Source organism: Enterobacter sp. SM3 (assembly GCF_009811935.2).
Taxonomy (GTDB): Bacteria; Pseudomonadota; Gammaproteobacteria; order Enterobacterales; family Enterobacteriaceae; genus Enterobacter; species Enterobacter asburiae_D.
Genome location: NZ_CP099971.1, coordinates 239,823 through 258,070, shown reverse-complemented (window position 1 = coordinate 258,070; position 18,248 = coordinate 239,823). Strand labels below are relative to the sequence as shown.

Annotated in this window: 14 protein-coding genes and 5 tRNA genes; 1 reads left to right on the top strand and 18 read right to left on the bottom strand. The window is 53.7% G+C overall.

The annotated features are described in order from the left end of the window. Positions 1-66 precede the first annotated feature (66 nt). From GVO84_RS01110 to GVO84_RS01095, 4 genes are all read right to left on the bottom strand, one after another. Positions 67-142: transfer RNA gene (locus tag GVO84_RS01110), tRNA-Thr, on the bottom strand. Positions 143-148: 6 nt separating this feature from the next. Further along, positions 149-223, bottom strand: a tRNA-Gly gene (locus GVO84_RS01105). Positions 224-340: 117 nt separating this feature from the next. Then, positions 341-425, bottom strand: a tRNA-Tyr gene (locus GVO84_RS01100). A gap of 8 nt (positions 426-433) precedes the next feature. After that, positions 434-509 (bottom strand) — tRNA-Thr (locus tag GVO84_RS01095). Positions 510-826: 317 nt separating this feature from the next. Between GVO84_RS01095 and coaA the strand changes: the two genes are divergently transcribed. Further along, positions 827-1,777 carry a type I pantothenate kinase gene (coaA, locus tag GVO84_RS01090; protein ID WP_121425960.1) on the top strand — a complete coding sequence of 317 codons (951 nt, stop codon included), beginning with the start codon at positions 827-829 and terminating at the stop codon, positions 1,775-1,777. A gap of 50 nt (positions 1,778-1,827) precedes the next feature. Here the strand turns inward: coaA and dppF are convergent, their stop codons facing one another. The 14 genes from dppF to GVO84_RS01020 all read right to left on the bottom strand — a co-directional run bounded on the left by dppF (position 1,828) and on the right by GVO84_RS01020 (position 18,227). Beyond that, complete coding sequence (gene dppF, locus GVO84_RS01085; protein WP_159515297.1) at positions 1,828-2,835, bottom strand: dipeptide ABC transporter ATP-binding subunit DppF; 1,008 nt, start codon at positions 2,833-2,835, stop codon at positions 1,828-1,830. Then, a complete protein-coding gene (gene dppD, locus GVO84_RS01080; protein WP_008502772.1) occupies positions 2,832-3,815 on the bottom strand; it encodes a dipeptide ABC transporter ATP-binding protein in 984 nt (327 codons plus the stop codon). Before dppD ends, dppF begins: the two co-directional genes overlap by 4 nt. A gap of 10 nt (positions 3,816-3,825) precedes the next feature. Then, positions 3,826-4,728 carry a dipeptide ABC transporter permease DppC gene (gene dppC / locus GVO84_RS01075; RefSeq protein ID WP_023309963.1) on the bottom strand — a complete coding sequence of 301 codons (903 nt, stop codon included), beginning with the start codon at positions 4,726-4,728 and terminating at the stop codon, positions 3,826-3,828. Positions 4,729-4,737: 9 nt separating this feature from the next. After that, positions 4,738-5,757, bottom strand: a complete 1,020-nt coding sequence (gene dppB, locus GVO84_RS01070) for a dipeptide ABC transporter permease DppB (RefSeq protein ID WP_023334097.1) — start codon at positions 5,755-5,757, stop codon at positions 4,738-4,740. Positions 5,758-5,918: 161 nt separating this feature from the next. Continuing rightward, positions 5,919-7,526 carry a dipeptide ABC transporter periplasmic-binding protein DppA gene (dppA, locus tag GVO84_RS01065; RefSeq protein WP_094935112.1) on the bottom strand — a complete coding sequence of 536 codons (1,608 nt, stop codon included), beginning with the start codon at positions 7,524-7,526 and terminating at the stop codon, positions 5,919-5,921. A 620-nt stretch (positions 7,527-8,146) separates the two neighbouring features. Continuing rightward, positions 8,147-8,223: transfer RNA gene (locus tag GVO84_RS01060), tRNA-Pro, on the bottom strand. 91 nt (positions 8,224-8,314) lie between these two features. Then, on the bottom strand, positions 8,315-10,009 hold the full coding sequence (gene eptB / locus GVO84_RS01055) for a kdo(2)-lipid A phosphoethanolamine 7''-transferase (RefSeq protein ID WP_159515296.1): 1,695 nt from the start codon (positions 10,007-10,009) through the stop codon (positions 8,315-8,317). A 253-nt stretch (positions 10,010-10,262) separates the two neighbouring features. After that, on the bottom strand, positions 10,263-10,790 hold the full coding sequence (gene lpfE / locus GVO84_RS01050; RefSeq protein WP_159515295.1) for a long polar fimbrial protein LpfE: 528 nt from the start codon (positions 10,788-10,790) through the stop codon (positions 10,263-10,265). Positions 10,791-10,795: 5 nt separating this feature from the next. Next, entirely contained in the window at positions 10,796-11,860 is a 1,065-nt protein-coding gene (lpfD, locus tag GVO84_RS01045) for a long polar fimbrial protein LpfD (protein WP_159515294.1), read from the bottom strand. A gap of 17 nt (positions 11,861-11,877) precedes the next feature. Continuing rightward, on the bottom strand, positions 11,878-14,406 hold the full coding sequence (gene lpfC / locus GVO84_RS01040) for an outer membrane usher protein LpfC (protein ID WP_159515293.1): 2,529 nt from the start codon (positions 14,404-14,406) through the stop codon (positions 11,878-11,880). A gap of 22 nt (positions 14,407-14,428) precedes the next feature. Next, positions 14,429-15,127: a long polar fimbrial biogenesis chaperone LpfB gene (gene lpfB, locus GVO84_RS01035; protein ID WP_159515292.1), complete on the bottom strand. Its 699-nt coding sequence runs from the start codon at positions 15,125-15,127 to the stop codon at positions 14,429-14,431. 80 nt (positions 15,128-15,207) lie between these two features. Next, a complete protein-coding gene (gene lpfA, locus GVO84_RS01030; protein WP_201283083.1) occupies positions 15,208-15,732 on the bottom strand; it encodes a long polar fimbrial major subunit LpfA in 525 nt (174 codons plus the stop codon). A 355-nt stretch (positions 15,733-16,087) separates the two neighbouring features. Then, positions 16,088-17,290 carry an L-lactate MFS transporter gene (locus GVO84_RS01025; RefSeq protein ID WP_023334094.1) on the bottom strand — a complete coding sequence of 401 codons (1,203 nt, stop codon included), beginning with the start codon at positions 17,288-17,290 and terminating at the stop codon, positions 16,088-16,090. Positions 17,291-17,528: 238 nt separating this feature from the next. Then, the gene (locus GVO84_RS01020) at positions 17,529-18,227 is read right to left on the bottom strand and encodes an autotransporter domain-containing protein (protein WP_159515290.1); all 699 of its coding nucleotides are present in this window, start codon (positions 18,225-18,227) and stop codon (positions 17,529-17,531) included. Positions 18,228-18,248 lie beyond the last annotated feature (21 nt).

The window sequence follows — 18,248 nt, the reverse complement described above, 5'->3', positions numbered from 1 at the left end:
GCGAAATGCCTGAATTGTTGAATACAGTAAAATTGAAACAGAGAGAAACGGGAAGGAGAAGTGAAGTGGTGCTGATACCCAGAGTCGAACTGGGGACCTCACCCTTACCAAGGGTGCGCTCTACCAACTGAGCCATATCAGCACGTATTGGAGCGGGCAGCGGGAATCGAACCCGCATCATCAGCTTGGAAGGCTGAGGTAATAGCCATTATACGATGCCCGCATCCTGAAACTCGGCTACCCAGTTCTTTCTGTAACAAAAAAAGAGATTTCTCTCTTTTTCAGTTTGAGCTGGCTAATTTTTCCAACCAGCTCCGGCGGCATTTACGCTGCCAGAAAGTGGTGGTGGGGGAAGGATTCGAACCTTCGAAGTCTGTGACGGCAGATTTACAGTCTGCTCCCTTTGGCCGCTCGGGAACCCCACCGGACTTGATGGTGCCGACTACCGGAATCGAACTGGTGACCTACTGATTACAAGTCAGTTGCTCTACCTACTGAGCTAAGTCGGCATCAAGTAGCGCGCATTCTATGGATACCTGCGCGGTCATGCAACTAAAAATTTGCATAAAACGTTCTTTCGCTCACATTTTATGCGAAGAGCGCATCAGACGCTGTAAAAGTAGTCATTTGAGGTCAAATATTCAACATATCAGCGTGATTTGCACCGTATTCACCGTAGCGTGACGGCTTCCGCGTTACGCAGCGCTTTCCATCTTTTTTCTTATTATTCCTGTCATCTGGTGTTAACCTCCTGCCCATTGTCCAAAATTAACTGTGTGATGAGCCACAATCCGGCAGTGTGATGCTGGCTCACTGAAGCATGCTTATGAGCAAAAAAGAGCAAACGTTAATGACGCCTTATCTTCACTTTAACCGCAGCCAGTGGGCTGCCCTGCGTGATTCCGTCCCTATGACGCTGACGGAAGGTGAAATCGCACGGTTAAAAGGGATAAACGAAGATCTGTCCCTGGAAGAGGTGGCAGAAATTTATCTCCCCCTCTCTCGCTTGCTTAACTTCTATATCAGCTCGAACCTGCGTCGTCAGGCCGTGCTGGAGCAGTTTCTCGGGACGAACGGTCAACGCATTCCTTATATCATTAGTATCGCAGGCAGCGTGGCCGTGGGTAAAAGTACCACCGCGCGCGTCCTGCAGGCGCTGTTGAGCCGCTGGCCGGAACACCGCAGCGTGGAGTTGATCACGACAGACGGCTTCCTGCACCCGAACGAGGTGTTAAAAGAACGCGGACTGATGAAGAAGAAAGGCTTCCCGCTTTCTTATGATATGCACCGTCTGGTGAAGTTTGTCTCTGACCTGAAATCCGGCGTGCCGCACGTGACTGCGCCAGTCTATTCGCACCTGATCTACGATCGCATCCCGGGTGGGGATAAAACCGTGGTCCAGCCGGACATTCTGATTCTGGAAGGTCTGAACGTGCTGCAGAGCGGGATGGACTATCCTCACGACCCGCATCACGTATTCGTCTCGGATTTCGTCGATTTCTCTATTTATGTCGATGCGCCGGAAGACCTGCTGCAAAACTGGTACATCAACCGCTTCCTGAAGTTCCGCGAAGGGGCGTTCACCGACCCGGATTCCTATTTCCACCACTATGCTCAGCTTTCTGAAGAAGAAGCAGTCAACGTGGCCACGGGACTGTGGAACGAGATCAACTATGTGAACCTCAAAGAGAACATCCTGCCGACGCGCGAGCGTGCGAGCCTGATCCTCACCAAGAGCGAGAAGCACGCCGTCGACCAGATTCGCCTGCGGAAATAATCAAGCAGACATAAAAAAACCGGCTTAGCGCCGGTTTTTTTTCATTATGCCTATGGTTTCTCGCCATTTTCATCCTGATCGACCGCGAAGCAGGCAACCAGCTGGCCGCCATAATCCTTCAGCTGCGGCTGGAGCTGAGTGCACGGGCCAAAGCGGCGACTGCAGCGGGCGTTGAATGCGCATCCCGGAGGTGGATTCAGCGGACTTGGCAGCTCACCCGTCAGCTTAATGCGCTCACGACGATCGTCCGGGTTCAGACGCGGCGTCGCAGACAGCAGCGCCTGGGTATACGGGTGACGAGGGTTATTAAAGATCTGGTCTTTAGTCCCCTTCTCCACGCAGCGCCCCAGGTACATCACCATCACTTCATCAGCAATGTGCTCTACCACCGACAGGTCATGGGAGATAAACACGTAAGAGAGCCCCAGCTCCTGCTGGAGATCCATCATCAGGTTCAGCACCTGCGCACGCACGGATACGTCGAGGGCGGAGACCGGCTCATCGGCAATCACCACGTCCGGATCGAGCATCAGCCCGCGCGCGATAGCGATACGCTGACGCTGGCCACCGGAGAACATGTGCGGATAGCGATCGTAATGCTCGGTTTTGAGGCCGACCTTCGCCATCATCGCCAGCGCTTTTTCACGGCGCTGCTCTTTGCTCAGATTACTGTTGATCAGCAGCGGCTCTTCCAGAATCTGCCCGACTTTTTTACGCGGGTTCAAAGAGCCATACGGGTTCTGGAACACAATCTGGATTTTCTGGCGACGCAGCTTCTGCGCCTGCGGATCGTGCTTGAGCAGATCCTGCCCCTGATAATAGAGCTCCCCGCCGGTCGGCACTTCAATCATCGTCAGCAGACGGCCCAGCGTGGATTTACCGCAGCCTGACTCCCCCACCACCGCCAGCGTTTTACCGCGTTCGAGGTTAAAAGAGACGCCGTCCAGCGCTTTCACCAGGCGTTCAGGGGCAAACAGTCCCTTCTTCACCGGGTAGTATTTTTTCAGATCGATGGCCTGCAACAGCGGTTGTTGCGTGGTGGCCTGTTGCGTACTCATAGTGTTGGCCTCCCGGCATCATCGAGTGGGTAGTGGCATTTCGACTGACGACCGTCAGCAAGCTGGTTCAGCTCTGGCTCTTCTGCCCGGCATTTATCCGTCGCATACGGACAGCGCGGATTGAGCAGACACCCCTGCGGACGGTCATATTTACCCGGTACCACACCCGGCAGCGACGCCAGACGCGCTTTGTCCTGGGCAAACTCCGGCAGAGCGCGTAAAAGCGCCTGGGTATACGGGTGACGCGGCGCGCGGAAAATATCGTGTGAATTTCCGGTTTCGACCACCTGACCGGCATACATCACGATGATTTTGTGCGCGGCTTCAGCCACCAGCGCCAGATCGTGCGTAATCAGCACCAGCGCCATATTCTCTTTCTGCTGCAGCTCCAGCAGCAGCTCGATGATTTGCGCCTGGATGGTCACATCCAGCGCCGTCGTCGGTTCATCCGCAATCAGCAGTTTTGGTCGACAGGCAATCGCCATCGCGATCATCACGCGCTGGCTCATCCCACCGGAGAGCTGATGCGGGTAAACGTCCAGCCGCGATGCCGGGTCAGGAATACCCACCTGGTTCAGCAGATCGATCGCGCGCTGACGACGGGTTTTCTTATTCCCGCCCTGATGCACCTTAATCGCTTCCATAATCTGGAAACCAACGGTGTAGCAGGGGTTCAGGCTGGTCATCGGGTCCTGGAAAATCATCGCCACTTCCGCGCCCACCAGCTGGCGGCGCTGTTTCTCAGAAATGCGCTTAAGGTCCTGACCGTTGAACTGCAGGTTTTCCGCCATCACGCGGCCCGGGTAATCAATCAGCCCCATGATCGCCAGTGAGCTCACTGACTTACCGGAACCGGACTCCCCGACAATGCCAACCACTTCGCCCTGATTTACGCTGTAGCTGATGCGGTCCACGGCGCGAAACGGGGTGCCTTCGTCGCCGAAGTGCACCGATAATTTATCTACATTTAATAACGCCATCTCGTGCCTCTTACTGCTTCAGTTTGGGATCAAGCGCATCACGCAGGCCATCACCCATCAGGTTAAATGCCAGCACCGTCAGCAGGATTGCCAGACCCGGGAAGGTGACAACCCACCAGGCGCTTTGTGCGAACTGCAACACGTCGGAGAGCATGGTGCCCCACTCCGGTGTTGGCGGCTGTGCACCCATGCCCAGGAAGCCAAGAGCGGCCATATCAAGAATGGCGTTAGAGAAACCGAGCGACGCCTGAACAATCAGCGGCGCAAGGCAGTTAGGGAAGATATTAACGAACATCTGGCGCATCGCCCCGGCACCCGCCACGCGAGACGCGGTGACGTAATCGCGGTTCACTTCCACCAGCACCGCCGCACGCGTTAAACGCACGTAGTGAGGAAGCGCCACGAAGGTCAACGCCAGCGCGGCGTTACCAATCGACGGGCCGAAGATCGCCACCAGCACCAGCGCCAGCAGCAGGCTTGGCAGCGCCAGCATGATGTCGACGATACGCATGATGATGTTATCAACGATGCCGCCGAAGTAACCGGCAACCAGGCCGAGGACGACGCCCATGATCAGCGACAGCACAACAACGAGACAGCCGACCAGCAGCGACAGGCGCGCGCCGTACATCAGACGCGACAGCACGTCGCGGCCCACGTCATCGGTACCCAGCAGGTGCGCCAGGCTGCCGCCGTCCTGCCACGCAGGCGGCGCGAGCAGCGCATCGCGGAACTGGTCCGCCGGGTTATACGGTGCGAGGAAGTTCGCAAACACCGCGATCAGGATCATGATTACGACATACACCAGCCCTACCACCGCGCCTTTATTGCGCTTGAAGTAGTGCCAGAACTCCTGCAGCGGCGTCATCGGAACCGGTGCAGCGACCACTTTATTTTGAGTGACTTGTGACATGATGGTCCCTTACTTCTTATGACGAATACGCGGGTTCACCACGCCGTACAGCAAATCGACCAGCAGGTTGACGAGGATAATCATCGTCGCGACCAGCAGTACACCGCCCTGCACAACCGGATAATCACGGCGTTGCAGCGCGTCAATCAGCCAGCGTCCAAGACCCGGCCAGGAGAAGATGGTTTCGGTCAGGATCGCCCCCGCCAGCAACGTCCCCACCTGGAGACCGATGACGGTTACCACCGGCAGCATGGCATTACGCAGCGCGTGAACGATGATGACGCGCATACGCGTCAGGCCCTTGGCGCGCGCGGTGCGGATATAATCCTCACCCAGCACTTCCAGCATTGATGAACGGGTCATACGCACGATCACCGCCAGAGGAATGGTGCCCAGTACCATGGCAGGCAGGATCATGTGCGCCACGGCATCAATGAAGTTGCCCTCTTCGCCCCAGATAGCCGTATCAATCAGCATAAAGCCGGTGAGCGGGTTGCTATCATCCAGGAAGACCATATCACTGACGCGCCCGGAGACCGGTGTCAGGTTAAGCTGCACCGATACCAGCATGATCAGCATCATGCCCCACCAGAAGATAGGCATGGAGTAGCCGGTCAGCGCCAGGCCCACGGCGGTATGGTCAAAAATAGAGCCACGCTTGACGGCAGCCAGTACCCCGACAGGAATACCCACCGCAGTGGCGAAAATCATGGCGCAGACGCCAAGCTCCAGTGTCGCTTTAAAACGCGGCACGAACTCGTCCCACACCGGAAGACGGCTTTTCAGCGAAATCCCTAAATCACCGTGCAACACGCCCCAGATATAGTGGAGGTACTGCTGCCACATCGGCTTATCGAGACCGAGCTCCGCCAGCAGCTGTGCATGGCGCTCAGGGGAAATACCACGCTCGCCCGCCATAATCATTACCGGGTCGCCGGGGATCATATGGACGAAGGCAAAAGTGAGAAGGGTGATACCGATAAACGTGGGGATAACAAGTCCCAGACGTCGGAGGATGAACTGCAACATAACCCGGATTCTCTCTGATGACGCACGACCAGTGGCGTGACGTCTGTATTGCTCACAAATGTAAATTCCCTCTCCCTCTGGGAGAGGGTTAGGGTGAGGGGATGCATGCACGACCCTCACCCCTGCCCTCTCCCAGAGGGAGAGGGAGAACACCCTACTTATTATTCAACAGATACGTTTTCGAAGTGGTGTTTGCCCAGTGGATCAACCACGTAGCCCTTCACTTCTTTACGCACTGGCTCGTACACGGTGGAGTGAGCAACAATCAGCGCCGGAGCCTGATCGTGCATAACAACCTGAGCCTGCTTGTACAGTTCAATACGTTTATTGTGATCGTCGGTCGCACGCGCCGGCTGGATCAGGTCTTCAAACGGCTTGTAGCACCAGCGAGAGTAGTTAGAACCGTCTTTCGCCGCCGCGCAGCTGAACAGGGTAGCGAAGAAGTTGTCCGGATCCCCGTTATCACCGGTCCAGCCCATCATTACCGCCTGGTGCTCACCCGCTTTGGCGCGCTTCAGGTACTCGCCCCACTCGTAGGTCACAATCTTGGCCTGAACGCCAACCTTAGCCCAGTCAGCCTGAACCATTTCCGCCATACGGCGTGCGTTCGGGTTGTACGGACGCTGTACCGGCATCGCCCACAGCTCAACGGTAAAGCCTTTGTCCTGGCCAGCTTCTTTCAGCAGCGCTTTCGCTTTCTCAGGATCGTAGCTGTAGTCTTTAACGTCGTCGTTATAGCCCCACATGGTTGGTGGGATCAGGTTTTTGGCAGCAACGCCAGCGCCCTGGTAAACGGCCTTGATGATCGCTTCTTTGTTCACCGCGTAGGTCAGCGCCTGACGCACTTTCACGTCATCAAACGGTTTCTTCTCGGTGTTGAAGGAGAGATAGCCCACGTTCAGGCCAGCCTGCTCCAGCAGGTTGATGTTCTTGTCCTGCTTCATGCGGGCGATGTCAGCCGGGTTCGGGTACGGCATCACCTGGCATTCGTTTTTCTGCAGTTTTGCGTAACGCACGGAAGCGTCAGGCGTGATGGAGAAGACCAGACGGTCGATCTGCGGCTTGGTGCCCCAGTAGCCTTCGAAGGCTTTATACAGAATACGGGAGTCTTTCTGGTACTGGAGCAGCTGGAATGGACCGGTACCGATTGGGTTCAGGTCGACTTTCTCCGGCGTACCGGCTTTCAGCATGTTGTCCGCGTACTCTTTGGACAGAATTGAGGCGAAGTCCATGGCCAGGTCAGCCAGGAATGGTGCTTCCGGGCGAGTCAGCACGAACTGAACCGTTTTATCGTCCACTTTTTTCACTTCAGCAATCAGGTCTGGCAGACCCATCCCTTCGAAGTATTCATAGCTGCCGCCAGACACTTTGTGGTACGGGTTCTGCGCGTTTTTCTGACGGTCGAAGGAGAACACAACGTCGTCGGCGTTAAAGTCGCGCGTTGGTTTGAATTCTTTGCTGTCCTGCCACTTCACGCCCTGGCGCAGGTGGAAGGTATAGGTTTTACCGTCTTCGCTGACGTCCCACTTCTCGGCCAGACCCGGAATCACTTCCGTGGTACCGGTTTTGAATTCAACCAGACGGTTATAGATCGGTACAGAGCTTGCGTCGTAAGTCGTACCAGAGGTAAAGAGCTGTGGGTTAAAGCCTTCCGGCGAGCCTTCAGAACAGTAAACCAGGGTTTTTGCCTGTACGCTTGCTGCCACGGTCATAGCCACCAGGCTCAGACCAAGCTTCAGCATCCCTGACTTCTTCAAGGAAATACTCATTATTCTGCTCCAATGTGATGTTTTGCTTTGTTGTGTTACGCCGCCAGACCTTTATTTATTTTTTACCCGGTCCGGTCGGTGATGCCCGAAGGCTTTAAAGGGATGGAGAATCCTTTCAGAAGAGCGTTTGAGTTGCAGCGCAGATCGTCCCTGAAATGCCCCTCATGCCCTACAATCTGTCAACAGAATGTGAAAACGTCAATACAGGTGACGGGGATTTACGCTGAGTGTGAGAAACCGCAAACAAAGATTAAAAAAACTATGTGCGCCAGTTTTCAGCAGGGAAATTTATGCTACTCGCTCTCTTGCAGCACAACTCTCTTCATATTTCGCAACAATCAGTGATTAACTTTTATTCAGAATGGGTAAATTTTCTTGCAGAACGGTGATTATCTGAGCACTAAATACCGCGAACGTTAAAACGCACAGCGAAAAATGCTGAGGTTATCCATAAGCAACGCGAAAAAAGATCAATCTATATATAAAAAAATACAATGGATTATGTCACAAAATCGTTAGCAGGCAGGGAGAAGCAGGTCTAAGGGGCGTTTTGGATACTCTGACGGGATAAGGTCATAATGCAAAAAGGGCTAACCTTGCGGTTAGCCCTTTTCAGAATGTGGTCGGCGAGAGAGGATTCGAACCTCCGACCCACTGGTCCCAAACCAGTTGCGCTACCAAGCTGCGCTACTCGCCGAATGCGGAGCGCATCTTACTGCTGAGGTGCGCCCCCGTCAATCCCTTATTTTCAAAAAGCGATTCAACTGGCGATATTCTCGCCAGAGCAGCTACTGCGCGGCTTTTGCGGTGTTATCAGGGAGTTTACACCAGTTGTTGTTTTCGTTAATCCCACCATTCGGTGAGGTATAGCCGAGACAACCCATAATGGTGTCGTACAGCTCAACGTGACGACGCGGCACCTTCATTTCCGCCTCTTTCTTCAGTTGAGCAAACATCTTCGCCTTCTCCGGATTTTCAAGATACTTATCCGACATCCACATGATCATCGGCACGCGGAACTGCTCTGGCGGTGCCAGCTTGCGCGGTGTACCGTGCAGATGCTCTTTCTCGTTGATGGATTCACCGTGGTCTGCCGCATAAATCACAATCGCTTTCTTATCGCGCAGCTGGTCAATCACCCTGCTCAGGAAGGTATCCACATACAGAACCGAGTTATCGTAGGCGTTGATCAGCTCCTGCTTGCTGCAGTCTTTATTAATGCCCACGCACTCAGGCTGCCACTTCGCGAAATCACGCGTGTAGCGCTGGTAATAGCTGTAATGCGACCCTTTGGTATGCAGAATCACCAGATGCTTGCCCTGTGGATGGTTCTTGAGGGACTGTGACATCTCTTCCAACAGCAGCATGTCGTCGACGTTTTTACCGCGGTTACGCGGCTCGGCACCAATCTGCTCGCGGTACGCGATGTTATCTGCCAGCGTGTTGGTGTAGAACCACATCTCACTTTGCATCGCGAACAGGTCAGAGCTAAATCCAAGCTGCTTCAGCACGGCAAACACGTTTTGCTCTTTCAGCGTGCGTTGCGGGTTATCGCTTGCACCGCCTTCACGCACAAACATGCAGCGCAGCGAGAGCTTAGTTGCGGTATCGCAGGAGTAGCCACGGTAAGCCACCAGGTTCTTTTCCTGCGCCAGCTTTGGCGTGGTATCCCGGTCATAGCCGAGAATGCCCATGTGATCCCAGCGCGTCGTTTCACCAATGACAAAGACGACGTACGTATCATCAATCCCGTCGGCTGGCGGCTGGTAGGTGAATTTTTTCAGTGGATTAATCAGAGACTTCACATCACTGGATTCATCCGCCTGAGCCCAGGCATAAAGACCTAACGCTGACAGCCAGTTAGACGGCAAATAGGAGTTTGCCACCACGCCGCCATAGCTTGGCATATCCACGCCCGTCGCTTTTTCAACGCGTTTTTGCTGCGTTTCCATCAGGCGGATAGGCGCCCACACCAGCAGACCGGCCAGCAGAACGACAACGATATTGCGGATCCGCTGGCCACGCGTGCGCAGCTGGCGTAACAGCGTATAGCGGCAGGTATTGCTCCAGATAAAGAACAGCGGGATCAGACAGGTTAAAATCGTCCAGACGATAAAGCCTTTCCCGACCACCTCTTTCGAGAGGTCAATATCCGTGGTCATCACCGAGGCAACGATACCGTAGCCAATGACCACGTTCATAAAGGTCATGTAATAGCTTGCGGCGGCGGAGATAATCACCACCAGCGAGGCCAAAATTTGCCATGTCCGGCGGCCAAAAAGAGAGAGCAGGCGTAACAGGAAAAAGGTAGCCAGAACAGAGCCAAACACTTCAATCACGGCGAAAATCGCATTGCTTACGGTGAGGTGTTCAAAATAGCCTTCCACTCTTCTGAACAGCACCGCGCCATTCAGAAACAAACCGATATAGACAGCCAGCATCAGACACAATCGTTGCTGGGTAAGAGACCTAATATATTTCATGCAAACAACCCTGGGGGAAGGGGTATAAAGACCCGTCGAATCTCATGGAGAAAGCAGACAGAGTAAGTAGGTGCGGGAGAAACCGTTATCAGAAACGTCTACAACCGCGATAAGTAGACCACAGCGGCAAAAAAAAGTGGCAGCAGAGAGTGTGATCGATGAAGATTTTTACAAAAAAATCATCTCCTGAAGAAAAAGGCCACAGATGCGACCGGTAAAAAGGGAGAAGGGCCAGCGAACTGACCCTCAGTGATTACTCGTATACCACGCTAAAATTCACCGTCGCATTCGCCGCGCCGACGGTGGCATCGGTCTTCACCAGAACGTAGCTGGCGATATAGTTGAGCTGGTTTGTACCATCAAACCAGACGCTATGCTCAACCGGCGTCGTATTGGTACTGACCGGATACTGCTGCACACCACCTTTGGTTTTGATCTTCAGCCCAACCCCGGTTGCACCACCGCTGTCCAGGGCGAAGAGGTCAGGATTCGTCGAATCCGCCGTTCCGTCCATCGTCACGTACACCCGCGCAACGTCCTGACAGTTTTTCAGGCCAATCGAGAAGCTTTGCTGGTTTAGCTCCCGTCCGACCGTAACCGGCCTTTGTAAGACGACTGACCCCATATCGACATCGATATTGTCTTTCACCAGCTCACAGGTCCCCTGGCGGATGCTGATGGTGAAATGCACATCCCCCGCAGAACCAATGTTCTGCGGTGTCGCCATCGCGACCGTTGAAACCAGTAACCCACAGCCTGCTAAGGTATTGATGATTTTCATTGTCGTTACTCCACATCAATACGCAGGGTGGCGATGCCTTCGTAATCACCCGTTGTCGGCATTTTACCGGTGGTGCTAATCGGTTCGAAGGTCAGTTTAGTAGACGCGACGCGGTGGGTATCATCCACCAGTTCTGACATGCTCATTTCCTGTTCAAAAGCAACGCTATTTGGGATCAGGACGTTGCCGCCTTGGCCTTTGATAATGGCACCGATATCAGGGTTACCCATGCTAATAGCATTGCTGTCGTTCTCGTTAGGCGTGCCTTCAATATGCAGAAAGATTTTTACGCCATCCGAAATATTGGTGCATTTGAATTGCAGCTCTTTGGTAATGGACGCGGCACCTGTGGGCATCTGCCCTTTTCGGTCCTTAAAGTCATGCGCCTGGAACTCACCAAACGGAATTTCCAGCGTGCTGCCGGTGGACAGTTCGCAGCCCTGAGGGACAATCACTCGTCCACTGATATAAATCGACGCTAAGGCAGTAGCACCATAGACACCCGGCTTTTTAGTACCGAAAAGGTCCATAAGTTTTGTTTGCGGGATAATCTGCTCCCCGACAAACGGGTGAGTTATTTGTAAATTTATCGTTCCAGTACTGCCAGTAATATACTCCCCAGTCTCACAGTCAGAGGTTCCATTTGGTGATTTATTGGACAGATCGGTAAACGGAATATGGACAAGACCGTTATTCCAGACCATTACCGAGCCCGCAAATGCCAAATATTTGTTAATCTGAAAGTACTGATAACCACCAGCAACATTCCCTAAAGGCAGATCGCTTGTTGCCTTATAATATTCTGGAGGATAAGGTGTTTGGCGATCGGCTACTGCAGGGCATTCACAGGTTCCCTTATATGTCCCACCAATATTCCATGAATAGAAGTTATCGATAATTGCCCCAGTCGTGTTCTTTGAGGTATCGGTAATCGTTTGATCAAATGTGGGGGAATAAACTTTCGTTCCTTCAATCGCCTCGCAGGGCCCCCAATCCGCTGCCACTGCCCGACCGGCAAACAGCACTGACCCGCACATCAGGCCTGCGATTAAAATCAGTTTTTTAAACATGCCCTTATCCTTCCCTGTTACCGGCAGACGGCATTCGCCATCACCACGCCGGCATTATCCTGTTGTTCTGGTAACGTAAATGCTACGCGGCATTGCTGCGACTGGCCTTTACCCCAATTCACCTGCAGCGCGCCTTTCTCTGGCATCCCGCTGATATAAAGCTGTCCGTCTTCCCCGACGATGCTGCTGGACTCTTTTTTGGTATCCAGAAGCGTGGCGGTGGCGCCGAACGGTACCGCTTTGCCGTCGGCCTGGGTCAGGTTCATCAGCACGCGATAGCCCACGCGGGTATCAAAGCGGGCCCGAACAATCGCGCCGCGCGTCGGCACCACGTTGACGGAGGCAGTGTCCAGGTCAACCTTGCTGTTGAGGCTGTCGCTTCGCAGTGAGACTTCCGTTTCACGGTACGGAGTGAGGTAAGGCACAACCGCGTTACCCATCCAGTCCACTTCCACACCGCCGTTGTTAATGACGTGCGCACCGCGCGCGCCCGGCGCGGAGATAATCGCCATGGATTCGCCCAGCGGCTGAGAAAGGGTAATGCCTTCGCCGTGGGCGATAACCCCGCCGCGCAGACCGTAGTTCACCTGCTGGCCGTCACGGTTGTAGTTGTAACCCAGGCTGGCGCTACCCACGCCGCCCTGGTAATCCAGGTTCACGCTACCGCTGTTACCCACCCCGTTGCTGCCGTAGCCTTCCTGCACGCTATAGTTCAGGTTGCGGTCTTCCAGCGCGGTACCGCTCACGCCCAGCTGCTGGTTGGTGCGGCCATGCTGATCGGTGGTGAGGCGATAGTTACTCCACATGCGTCCCAGTGGAATGGAGAGGGAGAATGACAGCAGACGATCGCTCTCATCCCACTCCGGGCTTTTCGTCCAGGTGTAGGCGATGCTGTAGTTCACGCGGCCAATACGGCCGTTGTAACCGGCGTTCAGCGAGCGCTGTTTACCCTCATCGTTCCAGTAGTCCTGCTGCGTGACGTTAAAATAGACAGAGCCCCAGGTGCCCAGCTGCTGCGTCACGTTGCCCTGAATCTGGCTGCGTTTGTGGTACTGGCTATACGAGCTGTCCGCATCGCTGCGTACATCGGTTGCTTCCTGGAAGGTGTAGTAGCCGCTGGTCGAATACTTGTAGCCCAGCAGGCGGAAATCGGTGCCGCTGTTAAAGCTCTTGGAGTAGAGGAAGCGGTAAGACTGACCTTCCGAGCTCTCATCGTTGGCCAGATTGCTTTTCGCCTGGGTCACGTCAATGGAGACCGCACCGATGTAACCGAAGTTTTTACCTAAACCGCCCGCCAGCGAGTAATAGTCGTCCGAGAAGATCGACCCGCCGTAAACGGTAAAGCCGTATGGCAGACCGTACATGGCATCCAGCTGCCCGAACTTCGGCTCGGCGCTGCTATAGTTCCCGGCACGGTATTCCCCTGCGGAGAGGCTGTACTTCAGATGGCCTTCACGCTGGAGGATCGCCACCGCGGAGAACGGCTGTACGAACTTCTGCTCGCTGCCATCCGCTTCTTTAATGGTGACCGTCAGGTCGCCGCTGTTTGAGGTGGGGTACAGGTCATTAATTTCAAACGCACCCGGCTGAACAAACGTACGGTAGATAACGTAATTGTTCTGCTCAACGGTCACTTCGGCGTTACTTTTGGCAATACCGCGGATGACCGGCGCAAACCCGCGCTGGCTGTCAGGCAGCATCTCTTCGTCCGAGGTTAGCTGCGCACCGCGCATCTGAACGCTGTCAAAAATATCACCGGACGTAGAGGTATCCCCCAGCGTCAGCTGTGATTTCAGCGGCACAATGGCGCGGCTTAAGGATGTGCCGATATTATCCCATTGGTTTTTGCCGTCGTTTCTTGTCCAGGTGCTGTAGTTACGTAACCGCCACGCGCCCAGGTTCATGCCACTGCGCAAGTTCAGATAGTAGCTGTCGCTGTTGTAGCTGGTATCACTGTCGTGGGCGTCATAGCTGGCGTTGCTGCCGGAGAAGTTATAATCCAGCAGCAGGGCATTTACCCCTTCGTCCCACTGGGACTCCGGTACCGTACCGCGCGCCGTCTGCTTCATCGCGGCCTGCGGGAAGCTCATGATCAGCGTCTGGTCCGCAAAATCGAAATGGCTGGCGGCTTGAGGGATAATGTCGTCAAAGGCCACGCACGCTTCCGGCGGCGCCATTTTCAGCGCCGGGAAGCTTTCAATACGCACGCCCATGTCCTCAAGCTGCACGCGGCTTAAGCACGGCACCAGGCTTTCACCCATTTTTGTGCGCTGAGCCTCTGTCGCAGCCTTAAACTCGAGGGTACGAGACTCCATTTTTTTGTCGTTGACCACGACCGACACGCGGTATTTACCCGGCAGCTGTTCGGCTTTACTGGATTCATACATTGAAAGGTCAACGTGCTGGTCAATACCCGGCACATCTTCCAGAAAGCGCGGGTTAAATGTTCCCGCATACGCGGGGAGCGTACCCGCAACGATCAGCGCAAGCGCGGACAGCGGGAAACGCAGGGTCTTATTGACCTGAGGAAGATGCGTCCATGGCATAGTAATAAACCTTCAAAACGTATTAATTAACGCGCTGAGTCAGCATGTCGCCAGCCGTACCGAAGTCATTAATTATGTTGTATTTAACTTCGCTTACCTTGCCTGTACCGGCTGGCAGTTCAATATTCAACGAGCCTTTTGCTGGAACCATTCCCGCTTTTTCAATATCACGGCCGTTGGCATAAAATTTATTAAAAGTGAGGTTAAAGGCAGAGGGGTTTTCGACTTTGATCTGGTTTGCCCCTGCGCGTGTAAACTGCAGTTTGCTCCAGCCATCCATGCTGTTGCCTTTCAGGCCAGCCGGGCGATAGAACAGTTTTAAACGGGTACGCACGGCAATTTGCAGAACGTTTTTACCTTCCGCATCTTCACTTTTGGCAGGAATAGATTTCACGTTAATCCAGTAAACGGACTCACGATCCTGCGGCAACGTATTAGCGGTATTTACAATACGTAAGACGTTATTTTTCGTCGGGCTTAATTTAAATAACGGTGGGGTGATGATAAATGGCGTCTTTTTATTACCGTTAACATCATCAATCCATGACTGAATGAGAAATTCATCCGAGGTGCTTTTGTTGTTGACCGTCAGAGAAGCTTCCTTTCTGCTGCCGTCATAAATAACACGCGTGCTGCTTAATGCCACGCCGCCTGCAAAACTGTTTTGTGAAATCAGCGCCAGCGCCAGTGCTGCGCAAGATATCAAACGTGAGCGGTTCATGCTTCTCTCCCTGAGACTCCGCTGGAAAAAATGGCAACGGGATTTCCGTTGCCATTCGCTTTTTAAGTAAAGGATGACCCTTAGTTGTAGGTCAGGTTGAAATCAACTTCTGCGTTACCGTAACCAGTAGTAACAGCATCTTTGGTCGCAACGTAGTTAGCGGTGTAGTACAGCACGGTCTGGCCAGCAGCCAGGGTGGTGGTGGATTTACCGGTGTTCATGTCAACCATGGTGTTGCTGTTGTCATAGATACCGATGCCCACGCCAGTTGCGGCACCCGCTTCAGTGTTAACAGAAACCAGTTTCGCATTGTCTGCGTCAGCCACGCCCGCGAAGCTCACGTCAACTTTGGTTTTAGAGGTGATGTCGCAGTCTTCCAGTTTGATCTGGAATGGTTTGGAAACAGATTTGTCACCAGCGGCTTTGAAGACTGTTTTCTTAACCTGACCCAGCACAACTTCCTGGTTCTGAGAGTCAGTAGAAATTACGCATGGCGCGTCAACGATTTCACCGGAGAATCGAACGGTGCCGTCACCAGATTCAGCCGCGAAAGCAGAAGTGGAAACTACAGCGAGAGCAGACAGTGCAAAAATAACCTTTTTCATTAAAAACTCCATTTATGACGGTAGATGACAGAACGTATCCTTAGGAATAATCTGCATTTTGTGAGGAAATGGAGTATATAAAGGGGAGTTTGTATTTTAAAATTAGAATAAGTAAAGCTGTTTTTTAGTCAAAGTTAAAACCAAGTAAATTCATAATGATATAAGCGCGTTCGTACAACCCTCTTTTCCATTAGGAATAAATCAATATAATTTATATATTGTTTTTGGCAATATATAAATCAGTCAGATGAATCACCTTCTTTATTTAACGTAGCTCGGGTGACAATTAATTATGTATTTGTGCTAAATCAAAAAAAAGCGCCCGATGGGCGCTTTATATCTGGCATATCGTATGTTACGCATGTACTTCTTTGAATACTTCACGCTGCGGTTGACGAATCGTAGTGGACAGTGCCAGGGAGATAATCAACAAGGCGAAGATCACACAGAAGGTCACGTAGAACCCACCGAACAGGGAAGCAATCAGCGAGCCGCAGATACTGCCGATCCCGAAGCCCAGATAGATCACGCCGTAGTTTTTCGCCAGATTGTTCAGGCCAAAGAACTCGCTCACCAGCGACGGGAAGACGGTAATGGTGCCGCCGAAGTTAAAGGCCACGCAGGCAATCGCCGCGAAGAAGGTAGCTTCATTCAGCGGAGCGAACAGCAGCGCCGCCATGCCGACCAGCGAAACCACCTGCCCAATCGTAATCACACGGATGCGGGCGATTTTGTCAGACAGAATACCGAGGACCAGACGACCGGAGAGGTTAGCAATGGAGATCACGGTCACCGCATTGGCCGCCGTGGCCGCATCCAGCTTCACCATCCCCTGCGCGATGTCCTTCGCCACGCCGATCACATACAGACCGCTCATGCAGGCCGTCAGGAACATCACTGCCAGCATCCAGTACTGCGGCTTACGCATGGACTGCGCGAGGGTGAAGTCGTTCTCCACCACGCCGTTAACGGATTTGACCTCCTGCTGCGGCGCATCGGTCATCAGCGTGGCGCCGAACAGAATCATCACCAGCACGATTGCGCCCCAGATCATAAAGGTATTTTCCAGGCCAACGGACGCCAGCAGGTGGGAGTCGATAAATTTGAACCCGAGGCTGCCCAAGCCATAGGATCCGATGGCGAATGCGGAGATTAAGCCTTTACGCTCCGGGAACCACTTCACGCAGTTTGACAGCGTCAGCAGGTAGCCTGCGCCATCGGCCAGCCCCACCAGCACGCCGGCGCTCAGCCACAGCATCATCAGGTTGCTGGAGTGCGCCGTCAGGAAAAAGCCCAGCCCCAGCAGTATGCCGGACGCCATGGTCACACGCTTCACGCCAAAACGCTCCTGCAGCTTGCCCGCGACGGAAGACGAAATCGCCAGACCCAGGCTCAGCAAACCAAAGGAGAACGCAACCTGGCTGACCGGTGCGCCGAGTTTGTCGGAAAGCGCGCTGTTGAACAGGCTCCAGGTATAGACCGACCCCAGCGCAAACTGGGTGACGATGGTGCCAAAGAGCGTGAGCCAGCGCGTGCGGTTATAAGTTGATGTGTTCATGGCAGTTGTCCTGCAAGAGAAATTAAGGAAGTTCGCTGAGGACAACGATAAACAAAACCTTAATACGCCTGGGGGAAAACGGCATGAAATGCAGGCGGAACGGAATGAAATGCCTGGAATCGGGAATGAATGGCCTGGCCCGGGAATAAAGCGACGACGTGTTAGTACCCGCTATCGCCGTAAAGCCCGTGGTTATTGTATTCGAGATGTTATCGTAACGTTTAAAAAAGTAACAACGTTAGAAATTCGCGCTGACGCCGAGGGTGTACAAAAACTCCTCACCGGCGGTGGTGTGTTCCCCCTGAGCCAGCGACGCATAGGCCGCCATGTGGGTATTAAAGGGAATATCCGTTCCCACGGTGACGTCCATCCAGCTACCGTTTTGGGCAGGGGCTGGCGTTTGCGGCATGCCAAACTGCGATTTCCACTGGTTTTCACCAAACTGCTGGTTATAGCCGATCTGCGCCCAGGGACGGAGATCGCCGTACTGGGTATTCACGCGCCACCCCAGCGTGCTGACGCTGGCATGCCAGAGCGGGTCGGTGAGTGCCTGCGTCGACGCGCTATCACCAAACTCGTTAATCATTATGGGAGCCGTGCCGTCGTACCGCCACGCCACCACCGGGCCGGTAGTGATATGCGCTGAAACTGGAAAATTCCAGCCCACGCTCATCGCCCCCTCCGTCGTGCTGCCAGACGGTATATTCAGGGCAAGACCCGGCGCGTTTTGCGAAGACTGAATACGCTCAGCCAGAATATCCTCATAACGCGGTTGGTGATCCGCGTCCCATGTATAGCGTTCCGCCGTATTATTTTGGGCGTCTGAAACGATATATTCCTGTTGCCAGGCAGACGCTGTATTACAAAAAAACAGGCAGGCTGAAATTCCCACCAGGCCAGAAGCAGCATGGCGACCACTGATTTTTTTTATCATCATCAACGCGACCCCAGAGAGAGC